This window comes from Mycolicibacter algericus DSM 45454, assembly GCF_002086455.1.
Lineage (GTDB): Bacteria > Actinomycetota > Actinomycetes > Mycobacteriales > Mycobacteriaceae > Mycobacterium > Mycobacterium algericum.
In genome coordinates, this window is record NZ_MVHC01000049.1 from 1 (window position 1) to 12,886 (window position 12,886).

Consider the following 12,886-nt stretch of genomic DNA (forward strand, 5'->3'; position numbering starts at 1 on the left):
GGGTTATCCGCCCCCGGGTTACGGCCCACCCCCGGGTTATCCGCAGCCAGAACTCAAACCGGGTGTGATCCCGCTGCGCCCGCTCAGCCTGACCGACATCTACAACGGTGCGGTCGGCTACGTCCGGGCCAATCCGGCCGTGGTGCTCGGGCTGACCGCGATCGTTGTGGTGGCTACCCAGATCATCAGCGGGATCGCACTGGTCGGCCTGCTGAAGGCGGTCGCGCCGGAGCATCGCGGCTCGTCTGCCGGCGAGATCTCCGGCGGTGACGTGGTGGCGTGGCTGATCGCGTTCGCCGGCGCGGGACTCGTGACAGCCCTGGGCACCATCGTGCTGACCGGCATGTTGACCGCCGTCGTCGGACGTTCGGTGTTCGGCTCACCGATCACCGTCGGGGAAGCCTGGGCCATCGTCCGCACCCGCTTTGCGGCGCTGATCGGCCTGACCGTCCTGGTCGGCCTGGCAGCGGCGGTACTGTGCGGATTCGCCGTGTTCGTCATCGTGATGGCCGGCGGCGCCGGAGGACCCGGGGCCGCAGTGCTGGTGGGGCTGCCGCTGGTGCTGGCGCTGATCGCGGCGCTGGGTTACGGCTATGCGGTGGTGGTGTTCGCGCCGACGGTGATCGTGCTGGAACGCCAACCGGTCTTCGAGGCGATGCGCCGGTCGTTCACGCTGGTGCGCAACAGTTTCTGGCGAGTGCTGGGCATCCTGGCGCTGACCGCGCTGATCGCGTCGCTGGTCAGTAGCGCGGTCGCGTTTCCGTTCAACATCATCGGGATGGCGGTCACCCACGGCGCCGACGCGCTGACCACTTCGGCGCAGCTGGACGTGTTCTCCCGGATAGGCGCGACGATCGGCCAGGTCATCGTGCTGCCGTTCACCGCCGGGGTGGCGGTGCTGCTGTACACCGATCGCCGTATCCGCGCCGAAGCGTTCGACCTGGTGCTGCGCACCGGTGCGACGAGTGGGCCGTACGCCGCCGGGTCGACCGACCAGCTGTGGCTGACCCGGCCGCCGGGGTGAGGACTGCCGGGTGCCCACCGTCGACATTGACCGCGAAGCCGCTCGGGAGGCCGCCGAACGCGAGCTGGCCAAACCGATCTATCCGCGGCCATCGCCGAAGCAGCAGTTCATCGACTTCCTCGAGACACTGGTTCAGCGGCTGATTCTCCGGGGCGCGGAGCTGCCGGGCGGGTGGTTCACCATCAGTGTGCTGTTGATCCTGCTCGCGGCGGCGGTGGTGGCCGCGGTCACGGTCGGTCGGCGCATGCTGCGCGATGGCCGCGGCGACCAACGGTTGTTCGGTACCACGCAGCGCAGCGCCGCCGAATACCGCGCGGCCGCGCAACACTATGCGGCCGCAGGAGATTGGGGCGAGGCGATCCGGCACCGCCTGCGAGCGGTGGCACGCGAACTCGAGGAAACCGGGGTGCTGCATGCCGCACCGGGGCGCACCGCGACCGAACTGGCCCGCGACGCCGGCGCCGCGCTGCCCGCCCTGGCGGACGCCTTGCTGCGGGCCGCCGAGACGTTCAACGATGTCAGCTACGGCGAGCTGCCGGCCACCCCGGACGGCTACCGGATCGTCGCCGACATCGACGAGCAGGTGTGCGCCCTGACGCAGCGGCGGCTGTACCGGTGACGGCCACGCGACGCAAAGGGCTGTGGGTTGCGTTCGCCCTGGCCGTGATCGTGGTCGTGTCGGTGGCCGGCACCTATCTGACCAGTCCCCGACCGGGCGGCCGGATGGACCCGACCGCCACCACCCCACAGGGCGCACACGCCGTGGTGACCCTGTTGCGCGACCGCGGTGTCGAGGTCGTGATCGCCGGCACCCTCGACGACGTGGCCCGCGCGGCACGCCCGGATGCGCTGATGCTGGTCGCCGAGACCCAGCGCATCGCCGGCGACGAACTCCTGGAGCGGCTGGCCGGTCTTCCCGGGGACCTGCTGCTGGTGGCACCCGACTCCCGGGCGCGCAAAGCCCTGGCACCGGAGATCCGGTCCGGACCGGCGCGCCCGTTCACCCGCCGGCCCGCCTGTAAGCTGCGCGAGGCCGAGCGGGCCGGGACGGTCGATCTCGGCGCCACCGCCACCTACGTTGCCTCGCATGACGGTTCGGTACGCAGCTGCTACAACGGTGCGCTGGTGCGTTATCGAAGCGACGATCGCACCGTCACGGTAATCGGCAGCCCTTCCTTCATGACGAACACCGACCTGGCCCGCGACGGCAACGCCGCGTTGGCGATGAACCTGGCCGGCGCGCGGGACCGCCTGATCTGGTACGCGCCCCAACATTTCGAAGGCGGAAAAGCCGGTAGTGCAACGATTCTCAGGCTGATCCCGAGCAACGTGACCTGGCTGGTCTGGCAGCTGTGCGTCGCACTGGCGCTGGCCGCAGTGTGGAAGGGACGCCGACTCGGCCCGCTGGTCGCTGAAACCTTGCCGGTCGTGGTGCGCGCATCCGAGACCGTCGAGGGTCTCGGTCGGCTCTACCGGTCCCGCCGGGCCCGCGACCGGGCTGCCGCCGCGCTACGTACCGCAACCCTGCGCCGGCTCACCCCGCGCCTGGGCCTGGGGCCTGCCGAGGATCCGCCGGCGGTGATCGCCGCGGTGGCCCAGCGCACCGGAACACCTCCGGACTGGCTGTGGCACTTGCTGTTCGGCCCGCACCCGGAAGACGACGACGCGCTGGTCGATCTTGCCCGCGCACTCGACGACATCGAAAGGCAGGTCACCGAATCGTGACACAGACTCCCCCGCCTCCCCCGGCCCGCGAGGCGCTGCTGGCGTTGCGCAACGAGGTCGCCAAAGTGGTGGTCGGCCAGGACGCCGTGGTCAGCGGCCTGGTGATCGCCCTGCTGTGCCGCGGCCACGTGCTGCTCGAAGGCGTTCCGGGTGTGGCCAAGACGCTGCTGGTCCGGACGCTGAGCGCGGCGTTGCGACTGGACTTCAAGCGGGTCCAGTTCACCCCGGACCTGATGCCTGGTGACATCACCGGATCGCTGGTCTACGACACTCACACCGCACAGTTCGCCTTTCGCCCCGGCCCCATCTTCACCAACTTGCTGCTGGCCGACGAGATCAACCGCACTCCGCCGAAAACCCAAGCGGCATTGTTGGAGGCGATGGAGGAGGGGCAGGTCAGTGTGGACGGGGTAGCCAAACCGCTACCTGAAATGTTCATGGTGGCGGCCACCGCCAACCCGATCGAGTACGAGGGCACCTACCGGTTGCCCGAGGCGCAGCTCGACCGTTTCCTGCTCAAGCTGACCGTCCCGCTGCCGGGGCGGGAGGCCGAGATCGACATCTTGTCCCGGCACGCTCGGGGTTTCGACCCGCACGACCTGTCCGCGGTTACTTCGGTGGCCGGCGCCGCGGATCTGGCGGCCGGTCGCGCTGCGGTGCGCCAGGTGCTGGTCGCCGACCAGGTGCTGGGCTACATCGTCGACGTGGTCGCCGCGACCCGGCACTCCCCGGCTCTGCAACTGGGCGTCTCGCCGCGCGGCGCGACCGCATTGTTGGCCACCTCGCGATCGTGGGCGTGGCTGTCCGGGCGCAACTACGTGACGCCCGACGACGTCAAGGCGATGGCCCCGGCAACCCTGCGGCATCGGGTGATGCTGCGCCCGGAGGCCGAACTCGAAGGTGCCAGCGCGGACGGCGTGCTCGATGGCATCCTGGCCTCGGTTCCGGTGCCGCGCTGGTGATCCTGACCGGTCGAGCCGCGCTGATCGCACTGGTCTGCGCCCTGCCCGTCGCGCTGGCCCCCTGGCCGGCGACGGCGTTCACCGTGCTGCTGGCCGGGCTCGGCGCCGCGGTGGTGCTCGACATCGTGTTGGCGGCCGATCCCGCCAGGCTGGCGATCACCCGGACCATGGACAGCGCGGCCCGGCTGGGCCAGTCGGTGGCGACCACTTTGTCGGTCGTCAACGGCGGCCGCCGGTTCCGCGGGCAGCTGCGTGACGCCTGGCCTCCCAGTGCGCGCGCCCACCCGCGCGACCATCTGCTCGACCTGCCCGCCGGCCAGGAGCGTCGGCTGCTCACCGAGCTGCGCCCGATTCGCCGGGGCGACCAGCACGCCGCGCGGGTCACGGTGCGCTCGGTGGGCCCGCTGGGGCTGGCCGGTCGACAGCGGTCCCGGCGGGTGCCCGGGCAGCTGCGGGTATTGCCGCCGTTCTTGTCCCGCAAACACCTGCCGGCACGATTGGCGCGGCTGCGGGAGATCGACGGGAATCTGCCGGCGTTGGTCCGCGGCCAGGGCAGCGAGTTCGACTCGCTGCGCGAATATGTCGTCGGCGACGATGTGCGTTCGATCGACTGGCGCGCCACCGCCCGGCGCTCCGATGTGGTGGTGCGGACCTGGCGGCCGGAACGGGACCGGCGGGTCGTCATCGTGCTCGACACCGGCCGGACCGCGGCCGGCCGGATCGGGGTCGACCCGACCGCGAACGACCCGGCGGGCTGGCCCCGGCTGGACTGGTCGATGGATGCCGCACTGTTGTTGGCGGCGTTGGCGTTGCGCGCCGGGGACCACGTCGATCTGCTCGCCCACGATCAGGTGACCCGCGCCGGTGTGTTCGGAGCCGCCCGCAGCCGGCTGTTCGCCCAGCTCGTCGACGCCATGGCACCGTTGCAGCCGGCACTGGTCGAATCCGACGCCGCGGCAATGGTTTCCGTGCTGTCCCGGCGGGCCCGCCGGGGCAACTTGGTGGTGCTGTTGACCGACCTCAACGCCTCCGCACTGGAGGAGGGGTTGCTGCCGGTGTTGCCGAAACTGACCGCCGACTATCAGGTGATCCTGGCCGCGGTCGCCGATCCCCGGGTGGAACGGCTCGCGCGCGGACGCACCGACGCGGCCGCGGTGTATGACGCGGGCGCCGCCGAACGCGCCCGCAACGACCGGCAGGCGCTGGCGACCAGGTTGCGCCGCAGCGGCGTGCAGGTCATCGACGCGCCGCCCGATGACCTGGCGCCGGCACTGGCCGATGCCTATCTGGCAATGAAGGCTGCTGGACAGCTCTGATCCTTATCGTCGGCGAGCAGTCGCGAAAGCCCCCGAATTGCGTTTGAAAAAGGGGCTTTCATGTCTGCTCGGCGGAGGAAATCAGCCGGTGGGGACGACGTCGGGCGCGTCGGCGATGTCGCCGGTCTCGTCGGCGGCCACCGCCTTGCGGCCGAAGTACACCACGTAGGCCAGAAACGCCGCCTCGGCGAGCACCCCGATGCCCACCCGCAGCCACGTCGGCAACGGCGACGGCGTCACCATCGCCTCCAGCAACCCGGCCACCGCCAGCACCGCGACCAGCCCCACGGCGACCGCGACCACAGCGCGGCCCTGCTCGGCGAGCACCTGTCCGCGCGGCCGGTCGCCCGGTGCGATCACCATCCAGCCCAGCCGCATACCGACCGCACCGGCCAGGAACACCGCGGTCAGCTCCAGCAGGCCGTGCGGCGCCAGCAGGCCGAGCATGAAGCCGCCTTTGCCGGCGCCGAACATCAGCCCGAGTGCCACGCCGAGGTTGGCGGCGTTGGCCAGCAGCAGCGCCGGGATCGGCAGCCCCAGCAACACCGAGAACGCGATGGCGCGGGCGGCCACCCAGGAGTTGTTCACCCAGACCTGCAGCGCGAAGGCCCCGGCCGGGTGATCGCTGTAGTACGAGGCGAAGTCGTGGTTGACCAGTTGGTCGAGCTCGGCGGGGGTGCCGATCAGCGCTTGCACGTCAGGGTCGCCGGCCACCCAGGCCGCGATGACCACCGCGACAGTCAGGAAGGCGGCGGCGGTGCCCAGCCACCACCGCCAGGCCCGGTAGGCGACCACCGGAAACGACACCGTCCAGAACCGGACGAACTCCGAGGCCAGCGGGGCGTGCGCACCGGTGACGGCGGCACGCGAGCGTGCCACCAACCCGGAGAGCCGGCCGATGAGTGCCGCATCCGTCGACGACGAGCGCAGCACCGACAGGTGGGTGGAGACTCGCTGGTAGAGCTCCACAAGCTCGTCGAGTTCGGCGCCTTCGAGCCGGCGGCGCCTTTTCACCAGAGCCTCCAGCCGATCCCAGGCCGGGCGATGGATCAGCACGAAGGCGTCGACATCCACGGCGTCGAGCGTAGCGAGACAGGTCCCGCCATAGGTACGGCCAGGAGTTCTCCGCCGGTGCCGGATCGGCGGGTAGCGTCTGCGCTATGCCGAATCGCAGCCACGAGCTGGTGACCGGCGACGCCGTCGTTCTCGACATACCGATCGCGCAGCTGCCGGTCCGCGCGGTCAGCGCTCTGATCGACATCACCGTCGTCGTGGTGGCCTACGTGTGTTCGATGGTGCTGTGGGCGATGACCCTCGGCCGCTTCGACGCCGCCCTGACCGCCGCGATCATGATCATCTTCGCGGTGGTGCTGCTGGTCGGTTATCCGGTCACCATCGAGACCCTCACCCGCGGCCGGTCGCTGGGCAAGATGGCGATGGGACTGCGGGTGGTCTCCGACGACGGCGGCCCGGAACGCTTCCGGCAGGCGCTGTTTCGGGCGCTGGCCGGCGTGGTGGAGATCTGGGCGCTGACCGGCAGCCCGGCGGTGATCGCCAGCCTGCTGTCGGCGCGCGGGAAACGCCTGGGCGACATCTTCGCCGGCACGATGGTGATCAGTGAACGCGGGCCGGCCGCGGCGCCGCCACCGCAGATGCCTCCCGGGCTGGCGTGGTGGGCGTCTACCCTGCAACTCTCGGGGCTGCGATCCGAATCAGCCGAGCTGGCAAGACAATTTCTCGGCCGTGCCGCACAACTCGATCCGCACACCAGGCAGATGATGGCCTACCGGATCTCCGGTGAGGTGCTCGCCCACATCTCGCCGCCCCCACCCCCGGACGCGCCGCCGGAACTGGTGCTGGCGGCGGTGCTCGCCGAGCGCCATCAACGTGAGCTGGCCCGGCTGGCCGGGCCGCCCGTCCCCTACCCGCCGCCGTCCTGGCCGCCGGCAGGACCGGGCGGGTACGCGCCACCGCGCTGACTCGGTCAGGGTTGTTCGACGGTGACGCCCAGCGCCTCGTAGGTGGAGCGCGCCCGAGCGTCCCTGGTGGCCACCGCGACACCGTGCTCTCGCGCCGCCGCCTTGCCGAATCGATAGGTTGCGATATATCGTGAACGTATCGGAAGCGACGAACGCTTCCGGCCCCAGAGCACAAGAGGTGAGTTATGAATGTCCCCTTCGGTCCGCCCGACGGACCCTTCACGCACGACCCTGAGCAGTCCGGTGGATTCGGGTTCGGAGCGGCCACCCCGCAGCAACGCCGGGCCGCCCACGCGGCGCGTCGGCACTCCCGGCGCGAGTTCCGCCGGCAACTGCGCGACCACGGCGCCGAGCCCTGCGGGCCGTTCGGCTTGCACCCTGGCCACGATCCCGAGGGCCCCGGCTTCGGCGCGGGGTTCGGCCCCGAGTTCCGCCACGGTTTCGGCCCGGGCTTCGGTCCCGGTTTCGGTGCCGGGGGTCCCGGTTTCGGTTTCGGCTTCGGTCCGCCCAGGGGCCGCGGGCATCGGCGTGGCCACCGCGGCCGGCGTGGTGACGTGCGGCTCGCCATCCTGGCTCTGCTGGCCGAGGGCCCGATGCACGGCTACGAGATCATCCAGCAGATCGCCGAACGCAGCCAGCAACTCTGGCGCCCCAGCCCGGGGTCGGTGTATCCGACGTTGCAGATGCTGGTTGACGAGGGCCTGATCAGCGGAAGCGAAACCGACGGCAAGAAGCGGCTTTTCGAGTTGACCGAGGACGGTCGCGCGGTCGCCGAGGAGATCGAGACCCCACCGTGGGAGGAGATCACCGACGGCGCCGACCCGGGGCAGCTTCGGCTGCGTACCGCGGTTGGCCAGCTGTTCGGCGCGGTCGGGCAGGCCAGCCAGGCCGCCACGCCCGAACAGCAGCAGCGCATCGTCGACATCGTCAATAGCGCCCGCAAGGAGATCTACGGCATCCTCGGCGAAGCCGACTGAGCCTGACTGTCCGGCTCAACAGCGACGCAGGACCCGGTGCATCGCGGACTTCTCGTTGGCTGAGACCCAGAGTCCGTAGTCGGTTTTGACGGCGACCTGACGGGCCACGAATTCACATTCGAACGCGGCGTTCGCCGGCAGCCAGCCGGCGGCGTCGCGGAATGCCTTGTCGAAGTTGGCCTGTGCGCTCACCGCCAGCAGATTGCGCGGGTCGTTGGCGAAGTCGCGACGCCGCGCGTCGTCCCAGCCGCGCGCGCCTTTGTACCAGGCGTCTGCCAGCGAAACCAGGTGGTCGACCTGAACCGCCTCGGATGTCGCGGGGCCCCGGGTGAATTCGATGGTCTGCCCGGAGTACGGATCGTGCAGGATGCCGCGCTGGACCAGGCAGGTGCCGCGGCGCAGTTCGACGCGGGTCAGGTCGCGGCGCAGGATGTCGTCACGGGTGTTGCAGCCGTTGTGGCCGAATTCGACATCGACGTCGTCGCTCCAACGCTCACCGAACCGGTAGCGCTTGAAGTCCTGCGCCCGATCCCAGCCCTTGACCGGCAACCCGACGAGCATCCGGCGGGCGGCGTCGTAACCGGAGTTCAACGGCGTGGCGCTCGGGGTGGCTGGCGTCCAGGTCGGCGACGGCCCGGAAGAACGCGACGAGTCGCTGTTCTGCCACCATGCCCACCCGACGACGGCTGCCGCCACCAGCACGACCACCGCACCGGGAAGCACCCGCCTGCGTGCGGCCATTGTCAGGGAAGTTCGACCCAGTCCAGCGTGCGCTGCACGGCCTTTCGCCACCCGGCATAACCTTCGGCGCGCTGGTCCTGCGACCAGGTGGGGGTCCAGCGCTTGTGCTCCTGCCAGTTGGCACGCAGGTCGTCGGGGCTCTTCCAGAACCCCACGCCCAGCCCGGCCGCGTACGCCGCTCCCAGCGCAGTGGTCTCGGCGACCACCGGTTTGACCACGTCGACGCCGAGCACGTCGGCTTGGATCTGCATGCACAGGTCGTTGGCGGTGATGCCGCCGTCAACCTTCAAAACCCCCAGGTGCACACCGGAATCGGCTTCCATCGCCTCGGCCACGTCCCGGCTCTGATAACAGATGGCCTCCAGCGTCGCCCGGGCCAGGTGCGCGTTGGTGTTGAATCGCGACAACCCGACGATCGCGCCGCGGGCATCCGAACGCCAGTACGGCGCGAACAACCCGGAGAACGCCGGCACGAAGTACATTCCGCCGTTGTCGGTGACCTGGCGGGCCAGCGACTCAACCTGTGTGGCGCCGCTGATGATGCCCAGTTGGTCGCGTAGCCACTGCACCGCCGAGCCGGTGACCGCGATCGAACCTTCCAGGGCGTAGACCGGCTTGGCATCGCCGAACTGGTAGCAGACCGTGGTCAGCAGCCCGTTGTCCGAGCGGACGATCTGCTCACCGGTGTTGAGCAGCAGGAAGTTTCCGGTGCCGTAGGTGTTCTTGGCCTCCCCCGCCGACAGGCAGACCTGCCCGACCATCGCACTCTGCTGGTCGCCCAGGATGCCGGCGATCGGCACCTCGCCGCGCACCGGCCCGGTACTGACGGTGACGGCATGTCGCCGCCGCGACGACGACGGTGTGATACGCGGCAGCATCTCGCGCGGGATCGAGAACAGCGCCAGCAGTTCGTCGTCCCAGTCCAGGGTCTCCAGGTTCATCAGCATGGTCCGGCTGGCGTTGGTGACGTCGGTCAAGTGCACCCCGCCGCGCGGGCCGCCGGTCAGGTTCCACAGCACCCAGGTGTCACAGGTTCCGAACAACGCGTCGCCGCGTTCGGCGTCGGCGCGCACCCCGTCGACGTTGTCGAGAATCCACTGCAGCTTGCCGCCGGAGAAATACGTGGCGGGCGGCAGCCCCGCCTTGCGCCGGATCAGCTCGCCGTGGCCGTCCCGCTCCAGCGCGGCGGCGATGTAGTCGGTCCGGGTGTCCTGCCAGACGATCGCGTTGTGGTACGGCTGACCGGTGTTCTTGTTCCACACCACCGTCGTCTCGCGCTGGTTGGCAATACCCATCGCCGCCAGGTCGGAGGCTTGCAGCTTGGTGGTGTTGAGTGCGGACACCAACACCGCCGCGGTGTGGTTCCACAGCTCGAACGGGTCATGCTCGACCCAGCCGGCGCGCGGCAGGATCTGTTCGTGTTCGAGCTGGTGACGGCCGATCTCGGCGCCGTCATGGTCGAAGATGATGCAGCGGGTACTGGTGGTGCCCTGGTCGATCGACGCGACGAAATCGCCCAAGTCTGACTCCTGTCCACGTGCCCTGCCGGTCCGTGCGTCCATCATGACCCACCTGGCGCGGATCGGGCGGCGCTAGGGGGCCCACGGCACGGCGACGACTCCCGTCCACAAAATTAGACACTCTTCACGAAGCCACAGTCAGCGTTCATTCGCACGATCGCATATTTCGATGTGTCACCGGTAGATGTCGTATTGGTGAACAAACGGTGTCGGTCGGCATCCGCGAAGCCGTCCGACGCCCTCGTCGCCACGGCCGGCGCGTGCAGGTCAAAACTGAATCGGAGGAGCAATGGACGTTGTTCTCGGTGTGGCGCTTGCCTCAAGCCCGCCTGCCACCATCCACACCGTGCTGGTGGGCGGTGACAACGGGGACGGCGTCATCCTGGAGACGCACAGCTTCGATCTGCCGACCGACCACACCGCAGCATTCGCCGCGGTCGACGCGCTGATCGCCGCGATTCTGCGGGCACGCAACGCCGCCGACACCGCGGGGTATCGCCTGGTTTCGACCGGGGTGACCGTGACCGACCCGCTCGATGCCGCTGAATTGGGTTCGCGACTGGCAGCCGGTGACCTCGAGGAGCTGAAAGACATCGCGCTGATCTCGCCCGACCTGGCCGCCGCCAGCTTGGCCCGCAACCTGGGCCAGACCGTCGGCTGTGACCGGATGGGCCTGCTGTCGGTGGGGGCGTCCGACGCGACACTGGCCGTGGTCGATTGCATCGACGGCTCCATCACCCGGCTCTTCCGGCAGTTCCTGGCCGACGGTGACGCCACCGCCGCCGTCGAGTCCGTCGCCGAGCGGCTCAACACCCCGGAGACCCGCCCCGACGGCCTGTTTCTGGTCTGCACCGCGGCCGACGCGACCGCGATCAGGCCGCGGCTGGAGGCGACGGTCGGGCGGGAGGTGTGCGAGCCTGCCGAACCACAGACGGCACTCGCTCGCGGCGCCGCGCTGGCCTCGACCCAGGTGACCAGGGCTGTCGAATACCCCACCGCGGCGCTGGCCTACACCCAGGAAGCCGACTCCAGTGCGATCTCGCCCGGCTACTACGACATCCCCGGCCTGGAAGCCGACGACCTGGCCTACAGTGCGGTCCCCGACGAGGAGGACGAGACCGCCACCGAACTCATTCACCCCGTCGGCCCGTCGACCCGACGTCCGCTACTGGTCGCCGGGACGGTATTGGCTTCGGCCACGTTCGCCGCGGCCTCGGCGCTGATGGTGTCGATGGCGCTGGACATCACCCCCAATCTGGTCGCATTGCGGCCGGAGATCGGCCGGGCGCTGAGCTTTCCACTCACCCCGCCGAAGATGCAGGAACCGGCCTTGCAACCCTATGTCGAGCCGCCGGTGGCAATGAATCAGCCGGACGCGCTGCCGCTGCCCCTGCTGGAAATGCCACCAGCGGCCCCGGTTGCAGTTCCGATGCCGCCGTCGCCCGCGGCACCTCCAGTGTTCGGTCCCGCGTTGCAGCCGCCGCCTGCTGCGGTGCCCCTCGCAAGCCCGTTCACCTTCACCCCGGCGCCGCTGCCGGTGCCGGTGCCGGTGCACCACTCGACGCCGTCGATTCGGCCGGTCGCAGCGGCGCTGCCCGACCTGTCCTTCCTGCTCGGGTTGCCTGCGAAGCTGCCCAGCGCGCCCACACCGCCCAGCGTGGTGCCTGCTCCGCCGCTGGAGATCCCGGCCCCGCCGGTGGTCAAGCCCGATCCCCCGGTGATCAAGCCGGTGCCACCGGTCGTCGTCAAACCGTTGCCGCCGGTCGTCAAGCCCAATCCCCCGGTGGAGATTCCGATCCCGCCCGTGGTCAAGCCGAATCCCCCGGTGATCAAACCGATCCCGCCGGTGATCAAGCCGAACCCACCGGTGCAGCTGCCCGACCCGCCGGTGGTCAAGCCCGATCCCCCGGTGATCAAGCCGAACCCACCGGTGATCAAACCGATTCCGCCGGTGGTCAAACCCAACCCGCCGGTGCAGCTACCCGATCCCCCGGTGATCAAGCCGAATCCACCGGTGCAGCTGCCCGACCCGCCGGTCCAGCTGCCCGACCCGCCGGTGCAGCTCCCGACGCCACCGGTGATCAAACCGAATCCGCCGGTCCAGTTCCCCGAGGCGCCGATCAAGCTGCCCGACCCACCGGCCGCCAACCCCAACCCGCCGTTCCAGTGGCCCGGCCTGCCGATCTCGCCACCGAAATCGGCGCCGCCGGCCGGCCTGCCCCAATCGCCGGTGATCCCGTCGCTGCCGGCACCCAAGGCACCGGCCATCCCGGCATCACCCGGTGTCCCGGCATTCAACCCGCCCAGCCTGCCGGGTCTGCCGGCGCCCAATTCGCCTGCGCTGCCGTCGCTTCCGGCGCCCAAGGCGCCGGCGATCCCGTCGCTTCCGGCGCCCAAGGCGCCGGCACTGCCCTCGCTTCCGGCGCCTGGCGCACCGTCCCTGCCCAAGCTCGGGGGCGGCTCCGGCGGTGGGATCTTCGGCGGCAAGCCCGGTGGCGGGATCTTCGGCGGCGGCCTGTTCGGCCGCTAGCGAATCGCGGCCGGCCCCCGGGGGGGGGCGGGGGGCCCGGGGGGTGTTTTGGGGGGCCCCCCGGGCCCCCCCGGCCCCCCCCCGGCCCGCCCCGCGGACCCCCCCGGGTGGG

11 protein-coding genes are annotated in these 12,886 nt (G+C 70.3%); 8 read left to right on the plus strand and 3 right to left on the minus strand.

Annotation, left to right across the window (positions count from 1 at the left end):
- From BST10_RS21325 to BST10_RS21345, 5 genes are all read left to right on the plus strand, one after another.
- The coding region (locus BST10_RS21325; protein ID WP_242665681.1) for a DUF7847 domain-containing protein at window positions 1–1,024 on the plus strand (1,024 nt) is incomplete at its 5' end.
- Between the two features lie 10 nt (window positions 1,025–1,034).
- On the plus strand, window positions 1,035–1,643 hold the full coding sequence (locus tag BST10_RS21330; RefSeq protein WP_083040567.1) for a DUF4129 domain-containing protein: 609 nt from the start codon (window positions 1,035–1,037) through the stop codon (window positions 1,641–1,643).
- Complete coding sequence (locus BST10_RS21335) at window positions 1,640–2,749, plus strand: DUF4350 domain-containing protein (protein WP_083040569.1); 1,110 nt, start codon at window positions 1,640–1,642, stop codon at window positions 2,747–2,749. Before BST10_RS21330 ends, BST10_RS21335 begins: the two co-directional genes overlap by 4 nt.
- Window positions 2,746–3,711, plus strand: a complete 966-nt coding sequence (locus tag BST10_RS21340) for an AAA family ATPase (RefSeq protein WP_083040570.1) — start codon at window positions 2,746–2,748, stop codon at window positions 3,709–3,711. Before BST10_RS21335 ends, BST10_RS21340 begins: the two co-directional genes overlap by 4 nt.
- Window positions 3,708–5,027 carry a DUF58 domain-containing protein gene (locus BST10_RS21345; RefSeq protein WP_083040572.1) on the plus strand — a complete coding sequence of 440 codons (1,320 nt, stop codon included), beginning with the start codon at window positions 3,708–3,710 and terminating at the stop codon, window positions 5,025–5,027. The genes BST10_RS21340 and BST10_RS21345 overlap by 4 nt, the downstream gene beginning before the upstream one ends.
- Before the next feature lie 81 nt (window positions 5,028–5,108).
- Here the strand turns inward: BST10_RS21345 and BST10_RS21350 are convergent, their stop codons facing one another.
- The gene (locus BST10_RS21350; RefSeq protein ID WP_083040574.1) at window positions 5,109–6,101 is read right to left on the minus strand and encodes a stage II sporulation protein M; all 993 of its coding nucleotides are present in this window, start codon (window positions 6,099–6,101) and stop codon (window positions 5,109–5,111) included.
- A gap of 86 nt (window positions 6,102–6,187) precedes the next feature.
- Here BST10_RS21350 and BST10_RS21355 point away from each other — a divergent pair, with 86 nt between their 5' ends.
- Window positions 6,188–7,006 carry an RDD family protein gene (locus BST10_RS21355; protein ID WP_083040575.1) on the plus strand — a complete coding sequence of 273 codons (819 nt, stop codon included), beginning with the start codon at window positions 6,188–6,190 and terminating at the stop codon, window positions 7,004–7,006.
- Window positions 7,007–7,191: 185 nt separating this feature from the next.
- Window positions 7,192–7,983, plus strand: a complete 792-nt coding sequence (locus BST10_RS21360; protein ID WP_083040578.1) for a PadR family transcriptional regulator — start codon at window positions 7,192–7,194, stop codon at window positions 7,981–7,983.
- A 15-nt stretch (window positions 7,984–7,998) separates the two neighbouring features.
- Here BST10_RS21360 and BST10_RS21365 read toward each other — a convergent pair whose 3' ends face one another.
- Together BST10_RS21365 and glpK are read right to left on the minus strand one after the other, a co-directional pair.
- Window positions 7,999–8,724, minus strand: coding sequence for an HNH endonuclease family protein (locus BST10_RS21365; RefSeq protein WP_083040580.1), 726 nt, complete (start codon window positions 8,722–8,724; stop codon window positions 7,999–8,001).
- 2 nt (window positions 8,725–8,726) lie between these two features.
- Window positions 8,727–10,286: a glycerol kinase GlpK gene (gene glpK / locus BST10_RS21370; RefSeq protein ID WP_081465684.1), complete on the minus strand. Its 1,560-nt coding sequence runs from the start codon at window positions 10,284–10,286 to the stop codon at window positions 8,727–8,729.
- 247 nt (window positions 10,287–10,533) lie between these two features.
- Between glpK and BST10_RS21375 the strand changes: the two genes are divergently transcribed.
- Window positions 10,534–12,774, plus strand: a complete 2,241-nt coding sequence (locus BST10_RS21375) for a DUF7159 family protein (protein WP_083040582.1) — start codon at window positions 10,534–10,536, stop codon at window positions 12,772–12,774.
- Window positions 12,775–12,886: the final 112 nt, after the last annotated feature.

Bases quoted from the DNA above. Each gene is read 5' to 3' on its own strand.
- BST10_RS21355 (WP_083040575.1), top strand. From the start codon at position 6,188: ATGCCGAATCGCAGCCACGAGCTGGTGACCGGCGACGCCGTCGTTCTC.
- BST10_RS21360 (WP_083040578.1), top strand. From the start codon at position 7,192: ATGAATGTCCCCTTCGGTCCGCCCGACGGACCCTTCACGCACGACCCT.
- BST10_RS21365 (WP_083040580.1), bottom strand. From the start codon at position 8,724: ATGGCCGCACGCAGGCGGGTGCTTCCCGGTGCGGTGGTCGTGCTGGTG.
- glpK (WP_081465684.1), bottom strand. From the start codon at position 10,286: ATGGACGCACGGACCGGCAGGGCACGTGGACAGGAGTCAGACTTGGGC.
- BST10_RS21375 (WP_083040582.1), top strand. From the start codon at position 10,534: ATGGACGTTGTTCTCGGTGTGGCGCTTGCCTCAAGCCCGCCTGCCACC.